General features: G+C 37.6%; 15 protein-coding genes. 13 read left to right on the plus strand and 2 right to left on the minus strand.

The annotated features are described in order from the left end of the window. The first annotated feature begins 128 nt into the window (after window positions 1-128). The 5 genes from BMY14_RS13345 to BMY14_RS13365 all read left to right on the plus strand — a co-directional run bounded on the left by BMY14_RS13345 (window position 129) and on the right by BMY14_RS13365 (window position 8,647). Window positions 129-1,469, plus strand: a complete 1,341-nt coding sequence (locus BMY14_RS13345) for an ABC transporter substrate-binding protein (RefSeq protein ID WP_091832727.1) — start codon at window positions 129-131, stop codon at window positions 1,467-1,469. Between the two features lie 192 nt (window positions 1,470-1,661). Further along, on the plus strand, window positions 1,662-3,167 hold the full coding sequence (locus BMY14_RS13350; protein WP_091832730.1) for an IMP dehydrogenase: 1,506 nt from the start codon (window positions 1,662-1,664) through the stop codon (window positions 3,165-3,167). A 192-nt stretch (window positions 3,168-3,359) separates the two neighbouring features. After that, complete coding sequence (locus BMY14_RS13355) at window positions 3,360-5,486, plus strand: BglG family transcription antiterminator (RefSeq protein WP_091832733.1); 2,127 nt, start codon at window positions 3,360-3,362, stop codon at window positions 5,484-5,486. Between the two features lie 2 nt (window positions 5,487-5,488). Continuing rightward, complete coding sequence (locus tag BMY14_RS13360) at window positions 5,489-7,378, plus strand: PTS mannitol transporter subunit IICBA (RefSeq protein ID WP_091832736.1); 1,890 nt, start codon at window positions 5,489-5,491, stop codon at window positions 7,376-7,378. Window positions 7,379-7,486: 108 nt separating this feature from the next. Then, window positions 7,487-8,647, plus strand: a complete 1,161-nt coding sequence (locus BMY14_RS13365; protein ID WP_091832739.1) for a mannitol-1-phosphate 5-dehydrogenase — start codon at window positions 7,487-7,489, stop codon at window positions 8,645-8,647. A 123-nt stretch (window positions 8,648-8,770) separates the two neighbouring features. On the opposite strand, the gene BMY14_RS13370 is transcribed toward BMY14_RS13365, so the two are convergent. Next, window positions 8,771-10,117 carry a GGDEF domain-containing protein gene (locus tag BMY14_RS13370; RefSeq protein ID WP_091832742.1) on the minus strand — a complete coding sequence of 449 codons (1,347 nt, stop codon included), beginning with the start codon at window positions 10,115-10,117 and terminating at the stop codon, window positions 8,771-8,773. Between the two features lie 334 nt (window positions 10,118-10,451). On the opposite strand from BMY14_RS13370, the gene BMY14_RS13375 reads away from it, so the two are divergent. The 5 genes from BMY14_RS13375 to hcp all read left to right on the plus strand — a co-directional run bounded on the left by BMY14_RS13375 (window position 10,452) and on the right by hcp (window position 14,874). Next, complete coding sequence (locus tag BMY14_RS13375) at window positions 10,452-10,880, plus strand: thioesterase family protein (RefSeq protein WP_091832745.1); 429 nt, start codon at window positions 10,452-10,454, stop codon at window positions 10,878-10,880. Between the two features lie 13 nt (window positions 10,881-10,893). After that, window positions 10,894-11,043, plus strand: coding sequence for a hypothetical protein (locus BMY14_RS20610; protein WP_019555274.1), 150 nt, complete (start codon window positions 10,894-10,896; stop codon window positions 11,041-11,043). Window positions 11,044-11,083: 40 nt separating this feature from the next. Next, window positions 11,084-12,217 carry a sodium ion-translocating decarboxylase subunit beta gene (locus BMY14_RS13385; RefSeq protein WP_019555273.1) on the plus strand — a complete coding sequence of 378 codons (1,134 nt, stop codon included), beginning with the start codon at window positions 11,084-11,086 and terminating at the stop codon, window positions 12,215-12,217. A gap of 245 nt (window positions 12,218-12,462) precedes the next feature. After that, window positions 12,463-12,825, plus strand: a complete 363-nt coding sequence (locus BMY14_RS13390) for a P-II family nitrogen regulator (protein WP_091832747.1) — start codon at window positions 12,463-12,465, stop codon at window positions 12,823-12,825. 399 nt (window positions 12,826-13,224) lie between these two features. Next, complete coding sequence (gene hcp / locus BMY14_RS13395; RefSeq protein WP_091832750.1) at window positions 13,225-14,874, plus strand: hydroxylamine reductase; 1,650 nt, start codon at window positions 13,225-13,227, stop codon at window positions 14,872-14,874. 40 nt (window positions 14,875-14,914) lie between these two features. Here hcp and BMY14_RS13400 read toward each other — a convergent pair whose 3' ends face one another. Then, window positions 14,915-15,409, minus strand: a complete 495-nt coding sequence (locus tag BMY14_RS13400; RefSeq protein WP_091832754.1) for a DNA-deoxyinosine glycosylase — start codon at window positions 15,407-15,409, stop codon at window positions 14,915-14,917. 266 nt (window positions 15,410-15,675) lie between these two features. Between BMY14_RS13400 and BMY14_RS13405 the strand changes: the two genes are divergently transcribed. The 3 genes from BMY14_RS13405 (at window position 15,676) to BMY14_RS13415 (ending at window position 19,133) form a co-directional block, all read left to right on the plus strand. Further along, entirely contained in the window at window positions 15,676-16,347 is a 672-nt protein-coding gene (locus BMY14_RS13405; RefSeq protein ID WP_019555269.1) for a response regulator transcription factor, read from the plus strand. A gap of 18 nt (window positions 16,348-16,365) precedes the next feature. Next, window positions 16,366-17,646, plus strand: coding sequence for a sensor histidine kinase (locus BMY14_RS13410; protein ID WP_245741421.1), 1,281 nt, complete (start codon window positions 16,366-16,368; stop codon window positions 17,644-17,646). 278 nt (window positions 17,647-17,924) lie between these two features. Next, complete coding sequence (locus BMY14_RS13415; RefSeq protein WP_091832760.1) at window positions 17,925-19,133, plus strand: pyridoxal phosphate-dependent aminotransferase; 1,209 nt, start codon at window positions 17,925-17,927, stop codon at window positions 19,131-19,133. The last annotated feature ends 48 nt before the right edge of the window (window positions 19,134-19,181 follow it).

The following is a 19,181-nucleotide window of genomic DNA, read 5'->3' on the forward strand; positions in this document are numbered from 1 at the left end:
TTTTTTGCAGCGGATTTTTGATGGTCTGATGGATATAGCTAAGTTATGGATTCGATTTTGTCGAATTTTTTAAAAAGTCAAAATAGTGCGTGTACTTTATAGTATCGTGCGAAGGAGCGGCAATCACTATGTTTAATAAAGTTTTCTGGAGTTTATTATTTGCAGGTGTATTGTTTGGTATCATGGCAACGGCGTTTCATTTCGCAAGAGATGATACAGTGATGAAACAGCCGTTTAAAGCAGTAGAAAAAGTGAATGTTGTTTTTTGGGATGAAAATGCTGGTCCGGATCGAACCCCTTATTACAAAAAATTAATTCAAGAGTTTGAAGAACAAAATCCGACAATCCATATTGAGTATGTTGGCTTGCCGAAACAGACTGCTAAACAAAAAATCGATAGCGCAATTGCATCGAATGATCTTCCGGATGTATGCGGTGTCCAAACGAGCTGGCTGGCGGACTTTACGTCACAAAAAGTTTTACTGGACTTGGACCCTTTATTTGCACAATGGGATGAAAAAGACAGACTATCACCGGCGATTATTGAATCGAATCGTGAGATGGTACTGGATAAAAAATTATATCAGCTGCCAAATACGATGAGCATGGAGATCTTATGGTATCGCCCGGATTGGTTTGCGAAAAAGCAAGTCAAAGTTCCCGATACTTGGGATGAGTTTTTCTCTGCAGTAGAAAAATTGACGGATAAAGACCAGCAGCGTTATGGCTTTTCGATTCGTGGCGGTAACGGCGCATCAATACAATTATTGCGGATGATGTTTGCTTATTCCGGCTTTACGGATTTTTTTGATGAAAACGGGAAGTGCCGCATCAATGATCCAAAACATGTTGAGTTTGTAAAAAAATATTTAGCACTTTATCAAAAATTTACACCAATCAGCGATGTGACAAATGGTTATCGCGAAATGATCGCTGCCTTTGATACTGGAAGTGTGGCTATGGTGCAGCATAATATTGGATCATATTCACAACATCAAAAATTTTTAAAACCGGAGGAATATGCACCGCTGCCTCTGCCGAAAGCCACGAATGGTGATTTTATTCAAGAGGGCGGCAATATTGACGGGTATTCTATTTTTAATACAAGCAAACATCCAAAAGAAGCCTGGCTGTTCATAAGCTTTTTGTGTTCGCAAAAAAGTCAAAGCTATTGGAATAAAAGTATTGGGCAAATTCCAACGCATATGGATTCATTACAAGAACCATGGGCGCAGGAATTACCGCATATGCAGTTAGCTTTGCGGATGTTTTCAAACCCAAATTTAAAATTTTATCAACCGCCAATGTATTTACCGGATTATCGATCTATGCTGGATCAGACTGGGGATCAGGGGATTCAAGCAGTTATGATTGGCAAAAAATCAGTAGAAGAGTTTCTGAATGAATGGGCCTTGACCTTTGAACGATCAAAACAAAGATATGATCTGTATGTACGGAGTAAAAAGTAAAACCTGGTCTGTAATTCGATCAGGTTTTTATTTTAAATTTTCTCGTTTTTGATAAAATTTATATAATTTTAGTTGACAAACATATTCAAAACGTACTATCATATATAACAATATCTATAGAAGTTTGCTTTTAGCAGTAAAAGAAATTTCTTGTTGCAACTACAGAATTTTGAAAGAAAAGAAGGGGTTAATTTGGCATTTTATTTTAGTGAAGCATCTCATACGTTTGGTGAATATTTACTGGTTCCGGGTTATTCTTCGGCAGACTGCGTTCCAGCGAATGTTTCATTGGCAACACCGTTGGTAAAATTCAAAAAAGGTGAAAAACCTAAAATCACAATGAATATTCCAATGACCTCTGCTATTATGCAGGCAGTTTCCGACGATAAGATGGCGATTGCATTGGCCAAAGAGGGCGGTGTTTCCTTTATTTATGGTTCACAGTCCATTGCAGAGGAAGCGGCGATGGTTGCTCGTGTTAAAACTTATAAATCTGGTTTTGTAAACAGTGATTCGAATATTAAGCCAACGACGACACTGGCTGAAATTTTGGCACTGAAAGATTCTACTGGTCATTCCACCATGGCAGTTACTGAGGATGGTACGCCGACCGGAAAACTTCTTGGTATCGTAACCAGCCGTGATTATCGTGTTACACGAATGACAGAAGATACAAAGGCAGAAGTCTTTATGACACCTTTTTCAAAATTGGTTCATGCGGATGCACACACGACTTTGCCAGAAGCCAATGATTTGATTTGGAAACATAAACTTAATATGCTTCCTTTAATTGATAAAAATCAGCGTTTGCGCTATATGGTTTTTAGAAAAGATTATACAGATAATAAAGAAAATGAATTAGAAATTATTGATGATAAAAAACGCTATATTGTTGGAGCCGGAATCAATACGCGTGACTATGCAGAACGCGTTCCAGCGCTTTTAAGAGCAGGAGCGGATGTACTATGTATTGATTCATCGGAAGGCTTCTCAGAATGGCAGAGAACTACGCTGCAATACATTCATGAAACATTTGGCGAAGATGTTAAAGTGGGTGCTGGCAATGTTGTCGATCGGGCTGGTTTTAGATTTTTGGCAGAAGCCGGAGCTGATTTTATCAAGGTTGGTATTGGCGGCGGGTCTATTTGTATTACGCGTGAAACCAAAGGCATTGGCCGTGGACAGGCTACGGCATTGATTGATGTTATAAAGGCCCGTGATGAATATTATGAAGAAACCGGAGTTTATATCCCTGTTTGTTCGGATGGTGGGATCGTTCATGATTTTCATATGACCTTAGCACTTGCTATGGGAGCTGATTTCATGATGCTTGGTCGCTATTTTTCGCGTTTCGATGAAAGTCCTACCGATAAAGTACGAATCAATGGAACGTATCTCAAAGAGTATTGGGGTGAAGGTTCCAATCGAGCTAGAAATTGGCAGCGTTATGATTTAGGGGGAGATAAGAAACTTTCTTTCGAAGAGGGTGTTGATTCTTATGTACCTTATGCCGGATCGCTGAAAGATAATATTAATATTACACTCAGCAAACTTCGTTCGACGATGTGCAATTGCGGCGCACTCACGCTGCCAAACTTTAGACGGGATGCGAAACTTACGTTGGTGTCATCAACTAGTATTGTTGAGGGCGGTTCGCATGACGTTATTTTAAAAGATAAATTTTCATCAAGAGATTAACCCTTTAGAGGTGCGGATTCCGCACCTCTTTAATTTTGTCCATAATCGTTATGGTCGAAACAAAATGTCTTTTGATTGTGTTTGCTAAATAGATAAATTATAATGAGTTTAACTTAATTAAGGATTCGCAGCAAGCAAAATCGAATTGCTTGATCGGGCTTCTAAGTGATCATAGGAGGCTGAAACATAAATATGAAAATAAGTTCAAGAGCAAAAGCAATTTTAGCTAAAGTCTGTCAGGAAACATCCTATATAACGATTGCCGCGATTGCGAAAGAACTGGATGTAAGTGCCAAGACAATTGTACGTGAACTGCCTGAAGTCGAAACGGTACTAAAACGGTATGGTCTTGAACTCGATAAAAAAACAGGTGCGGGTATCGGTGTTCATGGGAATATGACTGCTTGTACACAAGTGCTGCAGCTTTTGGATGAATCCAGGGATGAACATACTTATTCACCGCTTGAAAGACAAACTGTTATTATTAGTAAATTATTACAAAATCAAGCACCTGTTAAATTATTTGAGTTTGCTTCTATTTTAAAAGTAACCGAAGGAACCATTAGCAATGATCTTGATAAATTAGAACCTTGGTTTATCGAACATGCCTTGGTACTGGTTCGTAAGCCGGGGCTGGGTGTTTACGTTGAAGGTGAAGAAAATGATATTCGGAAGGCCATTGTCCATTATATTTATGAGAATATCAAAGAAGATCAGCTTTTAGATCTTGTCCATGATAATCTAGTTGAAAATCCAGCAGTTAAAACGGCTTCCTTAAAAGAAACGCAGAATTATCTACTGGATCTTGTCGATGTTAATGTCATACACAAGCTTGAAAAAGCGGTTCGCGATGTTGAAACGCAAATGAAGTATCAATTGTCGGATAATGCTTTTGTTGGCTTGATTGTCCATTTGGCTTTAGCTGTACAACGACTTAGAAAAAGTGAAAAAATAGAAATAAATAAAGACTTCCTCAATGAATTACAAGAAAAAAAAGAATTTTCTGTCGCAAGAAAAATCAGTGAAAAAATTGCTGACTTGTTTGCTATTGCTGTACCCGATACGGAAATTGGCTATATTACGATGCATTTATTAGGGGCTCGGAACCGGTACAGCAGTCACGGTGCATCCATGAATGTTGTGGATAATTTTCACTTGGTGAAGTTGGCAAAATCCATGATGCGGATCGCCCAGCAGGAAACAGGGAAAGCCTTGCTTCAAAATGAAAAGCTTTTAGTTGGTCTTGTGAATCATTTAGGACCTTCGATCAGTCGGCTGAAAATGAAAATGGATATTCGCAATCCCCTGCTGGAAGATATGCAGAAACATTATCCAGAACTTTTAGAAATCAGCCGTAAATGTGTGAAAGATTTAGAGCATGAACTGGATCTGGTTTTGCCTGAATCTGAGCTTGCTTATATTGCTATGCATTTGGGGGCAGCAATTGAAGATAGTGATCAACTTTCTAAGATTGAACACCGAATCCTTATTGCTTGCCCCACGGGAATGGGAACATCGCGCATGTTAGCGAGTCGGATTCAAAAAGAATACGCTAATCTTAAAGTCGTTGATGTGATTTCAGCACTTCATGTGAACAATCTATACATCAATCAAGTACAAGCGGAATTTGTTGTTTCAACGGTTCCTATACCAAATTGTATGCTGCCAGTTGTTGTTGTTAATTCACTACTCAATGAAGTGGACAAAGAAAAAATCAATAAGCAGATTGTCGTTTTAGGGGAAACTATTTTAAAACAGGCAGCAAAGATGCCGGCTCCATATGATTTTAAAACCCATTTAATGCAACTTAATGAATACAGTCGGGCGATTGTTGATCTTTTGGATTCTTTCTTTTTTGCTGAGGACAAAGAAGCATCGACGATTATGGAACTTTGTGAAAATATTGGCAAGCTGGTTGACCGTGATGCGGCAAAACAAAAAGATATAATGGCTGCTTTGTTGAATCGTGAAGAATATGGTGGCACGGTAATTCGCGGCAATAAGATGATTTTATTGCATTGTCGCAGTGCAGCTATTTCGCATTTAACATTTGGTATTATTCATTTAAATCAATATGAAGTCCAAACTGAATTCGAAACGAAAATAGAACAAATTAAAACAGCGATTGTCATGCTGGCACCTCAAAATGCGCATAAATACAGTCTGGAAACGATTGGTTATATATCAACGATTTTACTCGAACGCTGGGGTCTGATTGAGTTATTGCATGAAGGCGATCAAAAACTTATTTATCTTGAGTTAGTAAAAATATTTAAAGAATTTTATCAAAAAAAATATAAAATATTATTGGAGGGTTAGACATGAACGAAAATACTTCGAATGGAAACATCCAGGTCAAAATCCAAAAATTCGGTCGTTTCTTAAGCGGCATGGTTATGCCGAATATCGGAGCTTTCATTGCTTGGGGGCTTATTACGGCATTATTCATCCCGACTGGCTGGCTGCCAAATGAAGGTCTGGCTAAATTAGTTGGTCCGATGATTACATTTTTATTGCCACTTTTGATTGGTTATACTGGTGGTAAAGCAGTTGCTGGGACACGCGGCGGGGTACTTGGTGCAATTGCAACAAGCGGTGTCATCATTGGGGCAGATATCCCAATGTTTATTGGTGCGATGATTATGGGGCCGCTGGCTGGCTGGGTCATTAAGAAATTTGATCAGATTGTTGAAGGATCTGTTCCAGTTGGTTTTGAAATGCTAGTCAATAATTTTTCGGCTGGTATTATCGGTGGTATTTTAGCGATTATTGCCTATACTGGCGTTGGTCCGGTTGTGCTGGCCTTAAACAGCGTTATACGATCTGGTGTTGATATCATCGTCACAGCTGGTATGCTGCCAATCGCTTCTTTGTTTATTGAACCAGGTAAGATTTTATTTTTGAATAATGCGATGAATCATGGTATCTTGAGTCCAATTGGAATTCAGCAGGCACAGGAAACAGGTAAATCTATTTTCTTCTTGCTTGAACCAAACCCGGGTCCGGGTCTTGGTCTGTTACTTGCTTATTGGGTATTTGCGAAAGGGATGGCAAAAGATTCAGCTCCTGGTGCTATTATCATTCATTTCCTCGGTGGTATCCATGAAATTTACTTCCCGTATGTATTGATGAATCCAATTCTGTTGCTTGCAGTTATCGCTGGTGGCATGAGTGGTGTCTTCACATTTGTTCTTCTTGGCGGCGGTCTTGTTGCAACTCCGGCTCCAGGCAGTATTTTTGCAATCTTGGCACTTACGCCAAAAGGTGTTTATTTTGCCAATATTGCTGGTGTAGTCGTTTCTACGGTTGTATCTTTCCTTGTAGCATCTGTTTTTGTAAAACGCTCGGCGAATCAAATGGATGATAGTGAACTTGAAGCTGCAAAAGGTGCTGTAAGTGAATTAAAAGGTAATAAAAATACTTCAGGTACAGTTGTGGCTGGCAGTGCTTTGAAAAAAATCATTTATGCTTGTGATGCCGGGATGGGATCAAGTGCAATGGGGGCCAGTGCTTTAAAAAACAAACTAAAGAAAGCTGGCTATACACATGTTTCGATTACAAATTGTGCGATTGAAGATATTCCAGCTGATGCACAAATTGTCGTTACGCATGAAAAACTGTCGGCGCGAGTGCAGGCGAAAGTACCGCAGGCAGAACATATATTTGTAAAAGATTTCATTCAAAATCAAGTCTATGATATTATTTCTGCAAGACTGGCCGGTCTTGAAAAAATAGCAGCAGACGTAAATAATACGTCTGATACAGTGATTCAAGATCAAAATTTATTGACGAAAAATAATATCAAAGTTGGACTTACGAGTGTTACAAAGGCAGAAGCAATCCGCATGGCGGGGCGTATGCTTGTTGATAGCGGCTATGCAGAAGAACCTTATGTGGAAGCTATGATTGAACGTGAACAAGACATCAGCACCTATATTGGTCGTGGTATTGCTATCCCGCATGGTGTATCATCGGCAAAAAATGCGATTAAAAAATCGGGCTTGGTTGTGCTTCAGTTCCCTGACGGCATTGACTTTGGTGAAGAAACTGCCTATTTGATTGTTGGGATTGCTGGTAAAGATAATGAACATTTGGCGATTTTGGCAAATATTGCTACAGCGCTTGATGAATATGAGTCTAAAGTAAAAGAACTCTATACAACGAAAGATAAAGATCTGATTTACAAGTTATTTACCAATACGAATGCATAAATAGGAATAAAAATCGCCGGAGCTTGTAAAATGGTACTATATTTTGCAAGCTCTGGTGCTATGATACAATAAGCATATTATTGTTAAAAAATTAGGGGGCATATATTTATGAAAGCAGTACATTTTGGTGCAGGTAATATCGGGAGAGGCTTTATTGGCGAATTGCTCCATGATTCTGGATTTGAGATTACGTTTGTTGAAGTTGGTCAGGAAATTGTTGATCGTATAAACGCTACGCATACGTATGATCTTTATATTATTAATCGAAATTACGAAAAGAAAACGATCGATAAGGTAAAGGCTTATTCACCGATTACACAGGAAAAAGAAATTATTGCGGCAATTGTGGAAGCGGATATTATTACCACTTCAGTTTGGGCAGACAATCTGCCTAAAATTGCCAATACAATGGCGCGTGGACTAAAGGCGCGTTTAGCTGCCGGTAAAAGCAGAGTGAATATCATGGCGTGCGAAAATGCATTTTTTGCTACGAATATCTTGAAAAAAGCTTTATTAAATTGTACAGAAGGCATGACAGAAGATGAAATGACGAAAATTGGCGGTTTTGCCAACGTTTCGGTGGACCGAATTGCACTGCATTCAATTAAAGATGGTGTAAGCGTGCCGGAAATTGACGAAGCGTTTGAACTTGTCATTGAAAAAAATAAGTTGGTTGATCCGTCAGCAGAGCCAATCAAAGGGGCAGATTATGCAGATAATCTTGATATGTATTTAGAAAGAAAATTGTATATGGTAAACAGCGGTCATGCGGCGTCTGCTTATCTTGGTCAGCTTTATGGCTGTGCAACTGTGCAAGAAGCTTTGGCAAATCCGGTGATTTTAGAAGAAGCTGTCGGTACGATGAAAGAAGCAGCTAAGGTTCTTGTGAAAAAATTTGGTTTTAAAGAAGCAGATTTACAATATTTTATTGATAAAAACATTAAGCGTTTTACATTCCCTGCGCTTAAAGATGAAGTGCTTCGTGTGGGCCGTGCACCTATTCGTAAACTTGCGGAACAGGATCGCCTTGTAGGTCCGGCTAAACAAGCCGAAGCCTATGGCTATGAATATAAGCATCTTGCGAAAGCCATTGCTGCCGCATTTTTATTCGTCAATCTGGATGATGATCAGGCCATTGAAGTTCAGGACTTTGTTAAACAAAATGGCATTGAGAAAGCAATTACCCATTATACCAATATTCAGGCGGATACTGAATTATTTAAAGTAATTTTGTCAAATTACAATAATTTACTTCATGTAAAAAAATAAGAACCTTTATAAAGTGCAAAAGAGCAGCCTTGAAATCTGTTGGGATTTTCAAGCTGCTCTTTTTATTTTGTATAAAAATTTTATTAGACCATATATTATAGTTTGAGTATCAAAGTCTGAATCTTACTCGAATTCACGCGAGTACATATAACAACGATTGCGGCCGTGATTCTTAGCCTCATATAAAGCAACATCAGCAGCATGATAAAGTTCTTCAAAGGTTTGTCCATCTTTCTTATAAATAGCGATACCAATGCTGCAAGAAAATTTTTGATTAAAGGCTTCAATAAATTTTCGTCGAAACAGCTTACCTAAGTGCTGTGATCTTTCCAGGGGCATCTCATCGGATGGGATATCGCGCATGAAGACTACGAATTCATCCCCGCCAAAGCGTCCAATGATATCGTCATACCGAAATGTCATACTCAGTTTTTTTGCGAGGCTGACTAATACGGAATCACCAAACTGATGTCCCAAGACATCGTTGACTTGTTTGAAATAATCAATATCAATAATAATAAAAGCATGTTGCTGCTGGCTGTCTTTTTTTAAGGTAGACATAATCAAATATTCGGCCGCCTGACGATTGTACAGTCCAGTAAGCCCATCCCGTTCTGACTTATAGGTTAAGGCATCAATCTGCAGTTTTTGTTTATGAATATTGTGTAAAAGCCCTGTATAACAAAATGGCTTTTGCATGTCATTATAAATCCAGGTTCCTCTTAATTCAAACCAGCGATATATCGTTTTTGGGGGGCCTTTCAGGCGTAGTGTCAAATTGTCAGGGGAAAGTTTATCCATCAAGACTTTATCGATTTTTTCGAGATCAGCCGGGTGGATTGAACTTTTTTTGTAAAGTGAGGTAGAATATGAGTTTATTTGCACTTTTTTATTTTTTTTCCCTTCAGGGGTATCGATATTATAATTTAACGTTAATACATCATGAGGAATATTATATTCAAAAATGATATCTTCGGTGCATTCCAAAATAATGCGATAACGTGCTTGAACAAGTTTTAAAAGACTCTGTGCTTTGATAAATGCCAACTTATCTTTTTTAGATTGTTGAGTTGTCGCGAGAGAAAAATGAATCACATCAATCAAATAGCTGTTGTCATGCAATCGCAAGGTTGCGGTTATATTCCATTTTTGATAGGGGCAGCAGCCTGTATCTGGTTCATTTTGATTCACTAAAATAATCGAAACTATAAGGTCAACGGATTGGTTGGGGGTTAGCTTGGCATGAAATGTATGGATTCGATAAGAAGGTGCTATTGTATTTTGTTCGGCTTCATTTTCCAAGTAGACTATAAAATCAGCTTTTGTAATAAAATGGGTTGGTAAATCGGGTTTATATATATAGGCATTTGTAGCGAGTAGTTGAAGAATTTTAGTTGTATTTCGATTAACATAACATGAATCAAGGAAATCCGTCAGTACTTTTTTTGCGGCCTTCAAATTTTTATCCATTTATGTAATCCCCCAATTTTTAGCTGTCGTGTGATCAGTAACTGGTTCTATCTACATTTTATTAAGCTGGAACAGCAATGTCAAATAATAAAAATTTTTTATTTGTAAATTTTTATTCTTCAAATTTGAATTTTAATACTATTGCTGTATTTTGCCTTAGCGGATTACCTGATTTCCAGGTAAATGTATTGAAACATTAACAAGGATAGCAAAAAGGAATGAAATAGATTACTTTTTTGTATTTCCTTTTTTTGTGAATTAGGTATAAAATAAAAATAAAACAATTTTCAGATTATTTGTAAATGAAAATAAAATGCGGAGAGGGGAATATTAGATGTTTGATTTAAGAGATATACTTTCAGTAGGACAAAATGCGATGATTCGCCAAGTGGTGCAAAAATCAGATACGGCTAGTAACTATACAAAAGAATTAAATGAATTATTAGCAACGCCGGCTTGTGTGGGAATGGCAATTAAAGCTTCTGTAGAAACCATCGATCAATATTTGCCAGAGGGGTTTATCAGTATAGGATATTCAACTGAATTTACGCATACAGCAACAACGAGTTTAGGCATGACAATCACCATCAAAGTAACAATTATTGAAATCGAAGATCATGAAGTGGTTTTGCAAATAAAAGCATGGGATGAACAAGGTGAGGTAGGTCATGGGATTCATAAGCGGATTGTTGTGAATCAGGAAGCGTTGCTAAAAAAAGCTCGGCAGCGGACAAGATTTTTAACGAATCGTAAATTAGTATAAGGGGGTTAAAATAATGAATTTACCAGATACGCTGCAAGGCGCTATTGCATTAAGTGTAATTGATTTTTTCCTGAGTTTCATTTTTATTGCCGCTATAGGCGGGGTATTAGCCCTGTTTCCCTGGTTAAATCATTTGGGTGAAATTAAAGAGGATAAATATTGATTATCCAAGGATATCAGAAAACTAGTTTGGAGGAATAAACATGTATGAGCAGTTAATGGGATTGTTGTCTGATTTAGTTCAGCAGACTGGTTTAATGCAAATTTGGTGGGGCAATATCGTAATGATTATCGTGGGCGGTATTTTACTATTTTTAGGAATTGTAAAAAAATATGAACCATTTCTATTGGTAGGGATAGGTTTGGCTTGTATTGTTGCAAATGTTCCGGGATCGGATTTAGTAAAACCGGGCGGATTATTTTATTACGCATATCAAGGTGTAGAACTTCTTATACTTCCTCCTTTGATTTTTTTAGGAATTGGAGCTATGACAGATTTTGGTCCGATGATTGCAAATCCAAGCTTGGTTATCTTAGGTGCAGCGGCACATTTAGGGATTTTTGTAGCACTGATTGGTGCGAAATTACTAGGATTTACGTTAGCGGAAGCCGGAGCCATTGGAATTATCGGCGGTGCAGACGGTCCTATGGCCATTTATGTCACGATGAAATTAGCACCGCATTTATTGCCGCAGATTTCGGTGGCAGCGTATTCTTATATGGCACTTATGCCATTGATACAGCCGCCAATTATGCGCTTTCTTACAACGAAAGAAGAGCGGAATATTATCATGGAACAACCAAGATATGTTTCCAGACTGGAAAAGATTGTTTTTCCTATTGTAATCGCTATTATTGTTAACTTGTTTTTACCACCGGTGGCACCGCTTATTACTATGCTGATGCTGGGCAATTTATTGAAAGAATGTTTGGTTGTGGATCGTTTGGCAGAAACCGCTGCCAATACATTGCTCAATATCGTTACCTTGATTTTGACGGTAGCAATTGGTTCTACGATGCAGGCCGATACCTTTTTGAACTTCAAGACATTGGTCATTATTTTACTCGGACTGCTTGCTTTTGCTTTTGGTACAGCATCGGGGGTTATCGGCGCAAGGATTATGAATAAAATCAGTGGTGGTAAAATTAATCCGCTGATTGGTTCAGCTGGTATTGCTTCAGTGCCGATTGCGGCACGTGTTTCTCATATGGTTGGTTTGCAAGAAAATCGAGCGAATTTCTTGATTATGCATGCCATGGGACCAAATTTAGCGGGCGTGTTTGGGACAGCGATTTCTGGCGGTATTATGCTGGCACTTTTGGGGGTACTGGATTAAACGGCTGCCTCAAAATACAAAAAAATACAATATTCATGTGATAAAGTATTGTAAATTTATGCAATCAGTGATATATTGAAAAATAAAATAAGTAGTAAATGAATCAGGTAAGCAAAGAAGCTTATTTAAGTTGTACGTATGATTTTCATATGGCTTAAATAAGTTTCTTTTTCATTATGATAGATGCTTACAGGCTTTATATCATAAAAATAAATCGAGCAGGGTAATTAGAGGAGGAAAATAATATGTGTACGATTCATAAAATTGAAATCATTACTCGTCCAGAAAAACTGGAAGATTTGAAAGAAGCTTTAAATAAGATTGAAGTTACAGGGATGACGGTGAGCAATGTCTATGGTTGCGGATTATCCAAAGGTCATAAAGAGGTATATCGTGGAACCGCTGTAGAGGTTACGCTGCATCCGAAGGTGAAAGTTGAGATTGTCGTGTGTGAAGTTCCGCCAGCTAGTGTTATTGAAGTAGTAAAACAGGTTTGCTGCACGGGTCATATTGGTGATGGAAAGATTTTTGTTTATAAAGTAGAAAATGCGGTGAAGATTCGTACAGGCGAAGAAGGCCGTGATGCAATTGTCGATAATCATATTTAAATTTAACAGGTCATATTTATAAAATAGACACAGAGGTTGTAATAATTATATTGTTATGGTCTCTGTGTTCTTTTTTGTTATAAAAACTGATTATTCAAACATTTTAGCTCATATTATATTAAATATGGTAAGATATATATGCATTAAAGAAATTACATCTAGTCTATCAGTCTGCCAGAAGTGGGATATAGGAATGACGATTGCCATATAGAATAGTTACGAAACTTAATATAGCTGCACTCTTTTGATAAATAAAAGATAAATGTGTTGCAATAGCAACATATTTATCCAACAGAATCCATTACAATCATAGTATGACTTGGATACGCAATAGGTATTCCCACTGATTTGCCTACGCAGATCCGTGTAAAATAAAAAATATATTTGGAGGTATGACAAATGGAAAATGCTATGTTTTGTTATCAATGTCAAGAAACGGCAGGGTGCTCAGGCTGTACTAAAATTGGTGTATGCGGGAAAAAAGCGGAAGTTTCTAATATTCAGGATTTGCTGCGTTATGTAACGATTGGGCTTTCGGAGGTGACAATGGCTTTAAGGCAGGAAGGTAAAGTAGTGGATGCTGCTGTAAATCATGTTGTGTCTTCAAATTTGTTTACAACCATTACGAATGCAAATTTTGATGATGCTGTGATTTCTGCATGCGTAAAAGAAACGATGGCTCTCAATAAAAATTTGGCAGCTCAGTTGAGTGAAATACACAATTTGTCAGATGCGGCTACTTGGCAGAGCAACAGTCATGAGGAAATGGCTGAAAAAGCAAAAACAGTTGGTGTTTTAGCCACAACGAATGAAGATATTCGCAGTCTGCGTGAGTTAATTGTTTATGGCTTAAAAGGAATTGCGGCTTATCTGAAACATGCGAATGTCCTTGGTTTTGAAAAGGAAGAAATTGATATATTTTTACAAGAAGCACTTACTAAAATTCATGATGATCGTTTATCGGTAGATGAACTCATTGCCTTGACGATGGAAACGGGTAAATTTGGCGTTGCGGGTATGGCAGTGTTAAATGAAGCAAATACGACTACTTATGGCGATCCGGAAATTACGAAAGTTGATATTGGTGTTGGTGATAAGCCAGGCATTTTAATATCAGGGCATGATTTAAAAGATCTTGAAATGTTATTGCAACAGACCGAAAATCAAGGTGTGGATGTTTATACACATTCTGAAATGCTGCCGGCACATTATTATCCAGCTTTTAAAAAGTATAAACATTTTGTCGGGAATTATGGTAATGCATGGTGGAAACAAAAAGAAGAATTTGAAAGTTTTAACGGACCGATTCTCATGACAACGAACTGCATTGTTCCACCTAAAGACAGTTATAAAGATCGTATTTATACAACAGGAGCCGCTGGATTTCCTGGCTGCACACATATTGCTGGTGGGATTGGTGAGGCAAAAGATTTTTCGGCGATCATAAAGCAGGCGAAAGGCTGCGCAGCACCAAAACAAATCGAAACTGGTTCGATTGTTGGTGGATTTGCGTACAATCAAGTCATTGCTTTGGCTGATAAAGTAGTTGCAGCTGTAAAGTCCGGTGCAATCAAAAAATTTGTAGTAATGGCTGGTTGCGATGGTCGGATGAAATCAAGAGATTATTACGCTGAATTTGCTAAAGCTTTGCCACAGGATACAGTTATCCTGACGGCCGGGTGTGCAAAATACAGATATAATAAATTGGAGTTAGGTGATATTGGCGGAATACCCCGTGTGTTAGATGCTGGACAATGTAATGATTCATATTCTTTGGCATTGATTGCGCTGAAATTGAAAGAAGTTTTTGGTCTTGATGATATAAATGATTTGCCAATCATTTATAATATTGCTTGGTATGAACAAAAGGCAGTTATTGTACTATTGGCACTCTTATCCTTAGGGGTAAAAAATATTCATCTTGGGCCAACACTTCCGGCATTCTTATCGCCGACTGTTGTGGATGTTTTGGTTAAAAATTTTGGCATTGCTGGTATTGGTACAGTAGAAGAAGATATAAAACTGTTTTTTGCTGAACAATCTGCTTAATTGAAAAACGAGCCCTCATTTTTAATGGGGGCTCGTTTTTTTATTTAAGCAGTGCTTGCTGCCAGACAGGCAGGAGCTTTTCTAAAGTCCAGCGTGCATTTGCGGGGCTGGTAGATGGTAACGTCATGGTTTTGATATGCAAATCATCCAATAAGGTTTTGTAGTGTTTTTTAAAGAGTCGGCAGGCTGCTGCACCATTAAAACACACCTTGTGAATTTGTGGATATTCTTTGAAAAAAGTGGGAAAATCATTGGGTATTTCTTCTTTTATCGCTGTATCAAGGCTGCCATCACGTTGGCAAAGATCCAGTGAATCCCAAAGGGCAATATGATTCCTTAGCAGCATGGCTAAAGAATCTTTGTAGCTAACCTGCGGCTCTTGTGCAAGGATCACTGATAGAAGCGGCCAAAAACGATTTTGCTTATGGGCATAATATTGTTGCATAGCAAGTGATCGAACCCCAGGCATAGAGCCGAGAATTAAAATTGTTGAATCATGATTGACAGAGGGCGGAAAACCACTGCAATTCATCATCTTATATAACCTCACGATATAATGGATTTTATGCTAACTATAGCAAAATTTTGGCTTAAGGTAAATATGCTATTGGAAATTTACCGGAAAAAAGTTAATGAATCAATTTTTCAGCGGATTTTCAAGATCCGTATATATACTATGCATATACTTTTGTTTACCTTCGCGGCATGTTACAGCTAAATTGAAAAAGTATAGTATCTAAAGTGAAATATGCGGTATAATTTATGAAGTAGAAGTTTATCAAGCGAAGGAGTTTGGTGTAGATGCGTGTTTTATTGGCAGAGGATGATAAAAGATTAGGTAATTTGATCAAATATATGCTGGAACAAAATAAAATTACTGTAGAGTGGGTTGTCAGCGGTGATATGGCTTATGAATATGCAGTTTATGATGAATATGACATTTTAATTTTAGACTGGATGATGCCGACTGAAAGTGGTATCAGTGTTTGTCGGCGTCTGCGTGTGGCTGGTTACGAAAAAGCAATTTTAATTTTAACAGCGCGAGATGCGGTAGAAGATCGGGTAGCTGGTCTGGATGCGGGTGCAGATGATTATTTGGTGAAACCGTTTGAATTTGAGGAATTACTGGCGAGACTGCGAGCTCTTGGGCGTCGTACCAATCAGAAAATTCAGCAGGAAATTTTGCGAATTGGTCAATTTACGTTGAATAGAACAGCTAAGGTGCTTAGTAAAAATGAACAAGAAATCCAACTATCACCGCGAGAATTTCAGATTTTTGATTTGTTGGCTCAAAATCTGGGACTGGTTGTGCCGCGAGATGTTATTTTGGATCGGATTTGGGGATTGGAATCCGAGGTCAGCTCCAATAATATTGATTCATATGTTAAGCTTTTACGTAAAAAACTGGATCTGGGTGAAGATAAAACGATGATTCATACGATTCGTGGTGTGGGGTATAAACTGGAAGTTTAGGGGGATATGTCTTTGAATATGTTTGGTCAAACCAGACGAAGATTGACTATGTTTTATTCACTTATGATGTTTTTCTTTCTACTTCTCTTAGTGTTTGGAATGCATGAGAGTATGGAATGGTCTATTACTTCCGAACAGGAACGTGAGGTTTTAGATACGACGGAAGATGTTTTAAATGAAGAAATTATTTTGTTGCAGCGTCATGGCTCTTTAGAAGATGATAGTGAAGACTACAAAGCCAGTAATGGGAATCTCTATTTTTATGCTTTTGATAATCATGGGAAACTGATCAATTATTCCCGTGCAGTACCGGTTCTTGAACCGCTTATTTTGGAAGCGATTCAAAAGTGGAATGTTCCTGATAATCAGATCATGGAATTTACTAATACGCATAATTTTAAATATGAATATAAAGTGTTGATGGCGGCCAAACCGATTGTTATTGATGGTGAAAACAGAGGCATGGTTTATGTAGGAAAAGATGTTGCATCTGTATACAATGGATTACGTAAAGCAACTTTGATTTTGGGATTGCTCTCGCTTTTAGCATTTATTGTGGCAAATTTTGCCGGACACATTATGGCGGGGAAAGCTATTATACCTTTAAAGGAGGCCTATGAACGGCAACGGCAGTTTGCGGCAGATGCCTCACATGAATTAAGGACACCACTTAGTGTGGTGATGGCATCCGTAGATGTTCTAGGAAATGATGCATCAATTGCTTCTCCTTTTTTACAACAGGTGATTGTAGATATGCGTGATGAAGTTAAAAAGATGACAAAATTAGTAAGTGATTTGCTTTTGGTTGCTCGTAGTGAAAATCAAACCTTTAAGCTGGTGACTGAAAAATTTGATTTGATAGAAGCCATACATGAAATCGTTCGTAAAATGCAGCCACTCGCAGACGAAAAACATATTAACTTGTTTTTTGTAAAACAGGAATCTGTTATCATTCGTGCCGATATACAGCGAATTAAGCAGCTTTTGATTATCTTGATTGATAACGCACTGAAATATACTCCCGGTAATGGTGTTGTTACCGTAAAAGTTGATGGGGAATTTGAAAAAAATAAAATTCGTATTATGGTTCGAGATACAGGGATTGGTATTTCTTTGACGGATCAACATAAAGTTTTCGATCGATTTTATCGTGTCGATCGAGCCCGGTCAAGGGATTCAGGCGGGAATGGACTAGGGTTAGCCATTGCCCGTGATATTGTAAATCTGCATGATGGAGAACTTTATATTGAAAGTAAAATTGGTGAAGGGGCTGCTTTTATCGTTGAATTGAAAAAATAAAAACAACAGAACTAGACAAACGGGAAATAGATCTTATAGGACAGACACTGAAACGTGTCGCCTATAGGGTCTATTTTATTTTGTGTATCAGATAAAGAGAAAAGTGCCAACAATTTGCTGATATATATTTTTTTATATCCGATACAAAACAACATTTGTTTCATTCTGAAATACTATATTTTCTATAACGGTGAACTAATAGGAAAAATAATCAAAATATTGTATAGTTATACTATGTACTATTTTAATAATAAAAATTTGTGAGGATTGATTGAATTATGATTTTATCAAAAAAAGGATTAGGAATTAAGCCATCACCGACTTTAGAAATTGATACATTGGCGAAAAAAATGAAAAAGCAAGGTATTGATGTAGTAAGTTTTGGTGCAGGGGAACCCGATTTTGATACACCAGATTATATAAAAAAAGCAGCTATTGAAGCCATTCAAAGTGGATTTACCAAATATACTCCGGCCTCAGGCACTTTGGAATTAAAACAGGTGATTTGTAACAAACTCAAGAAAGATAACGATTTGGAGTATGTACCAGCCAATATAGTGGTAAGTAATGGTGCAAAACATTCGTTGCTTAATGCATTCCAAGCGATCTGTAACCCTGGTGATGAAATCATTTTATTTTCGCCTTATTGGGTCAGTTATCCGGAAATTATAAAATTAGCCGGAGCTATTCCTGTAATTGTCAATATGGATGCAAAAAATAATTTTAAAATGCATGTAAAACAGATTCAAGCACAGATTACAGACAAAACAAAAGCCATATTGATCAACAGCCCAAATAATCCCAGCGGTCAGGTTTATGAAAGAGCTGATTTGGAAAAAATTGCGACATTGGCGATTGAACATGATTTATTTATTATATCCGATGAAATCTATGAAAAATTCCTCTATGAAGATTATACACATGTTAGCATTGCTTCACTTAATGAAAAAATTAAAAATAATACCATTTTAGTGAATGGGGTATCAAAAACATATGCTATGACAGGTTGGCGTATCGGTTATACTGCATCAAATACTGCGGTAGCAAAAATTATGTCGAATATTCAAAGTCATGAAACAGCAAATCCCAATTCAATTGCTCAAAAAGCCGCGGAAGCTGCTATTAGTGGCGATCAATCGCTAATTCATGAAATGATTACACAGTTTGTCAGCAGACGAAACTATATTGTTGAGAGAATCCAATCAATCCAGTATTTATCTTGTATTGTTCCAAATGGAGCTTTTTACCTTATGGTGAATATTTCACAACTTATAGGCAAGAGTATAGATGGTATTACGATTCTTAATGCAGATGTATTTGCAAAAGCAATGCTTGAAAAAGTAAATGTTGCAGTGGTTCCTTGTACTGGATTTGGTGTGACGGGGTATATTCGACTTTCTTACGCTATTAAATTAGAAAATATTAAAATCGGGCTGGACCGAATCGAAGCTTTTTTGCAGAAAGTAGATGACAATGAAATAGTGTAGAATATATTTACGAAACACAGAAGTCCCTGGTTCAAAGAACCGGGGACT

It is taken from the genome of Propionispira arboris (assembly GCF_900109225.1).
Classification (GTDB): Bacteria; Bacillota; Negativicutes; order Selenomonadales; family Selenomonadaceae; genus Propionispira; species Propionispira arboris.

What these genes read in the sequence shown, in the direction of transcription:
- BMY14_RS13410 (WP_245741421.1), top strand. Translation starts at nt 16,366, where the DNA reads ATGTTTGGTCAAACCAGACGAAGATTGACTATGTTTTATTCACTTATG.
- BMY14_RS13355 (WP_091832733.1), top strand. Translation starts at nt 3,360, where the DNA reads ATGAAAATAAGTTCAAGAGCAAAAGCAATTTTAGCTAAAGTCTGTCAG.
- BMY14_RS13365 (WP_091832739.1), top strand. Translation starts at nt 7,487, where the DNA reads ATGAAAGCAGTACATTTTGGTGCAGGTAATATCGGGAGAGGCTTTATT.
- BMY14_RS13390 (WP_091832747.1), top strand. Translation starts at nt 12,463, where the DNA reads ATGTGTACGATTCATAAAATTGAAATCATTACTCGTCCAGAAAAACTG.
- BMY14_RS13385 (WP_019555273.1), top strand. Translation starts at nt 11,084, where the DNA reads ATGTATGAGCAGTTAATGGGATTGTTGTCTGATTTAGTTCAGCAGACT.
- BMY14_RS13415 (WP_091832760.1), top strand. Translation starts at nt 17,925, where the DNA reads ATGATTTTATCAAAAAAAGGATTAGGAATTAAGCCATCACCGACTTTA.
- BMY14_RS13360 (WP_091832736.1), top strand. Translation starts at nt 5,489, where the DNA reads ATGAACGAAAATACTTCGAATGGAAACATCCAGGTCAAAATCCAAAAA.
- BMY14_RS13405 (WP_019555269.1), top strand. Translation starts at nt 15,676, where the DNA reads ATGCGTGTTTTATTGGCAGAGGATGATAAAAGATTAGGTAATTTGATC.
- BMY14_RS13400 (WP_091832754.1), bottom strand. Translation starts at nt 15,409, where the DNA reads ATGATGAATTGCAGTGGTTTTCCGCCCTCTGTCAATCATGATTCAACA.
- BMY14_RS20610 (WP_019555274.1), top strand. Translation starts at nt 10,894, where the DNA reads ATGAATTTACCAGATACGCTGCAAGGCGCTATTGCATTAAGTGTAATT.
- BMY14_RS13345 (WP_091832727.1), top strand. Translation starts at nt 129, where the DNA reads ATGTTTAATAAAGTTTTCTGGAGTTTATTATTTGCAGGTGTATTGTTT.
- BMY14_RS13375 (WP_091832745.1), top strand. Translation starts at nt 10,452, where the DNA reads ATGTTTGATTTAAGAGATATACTTTCAGTAGGACAAAATGCGATGATT.
- BMY14_RS13370 (WP_091832742.1), bottom strand. Translation starts at nt 10,117, where the DNA reads ATGGATAAAAATTTGAAGGCCGCAAAAAAAGTACTGACGGATTTCCTT.
- hcp (WP_091832750.1), top strand. Translation starts at nt 13,225, where the DNA reads ATGGAAAATGCTATGTTTTGTTATCAATGTCAAGAAACGGCAGGGTGC.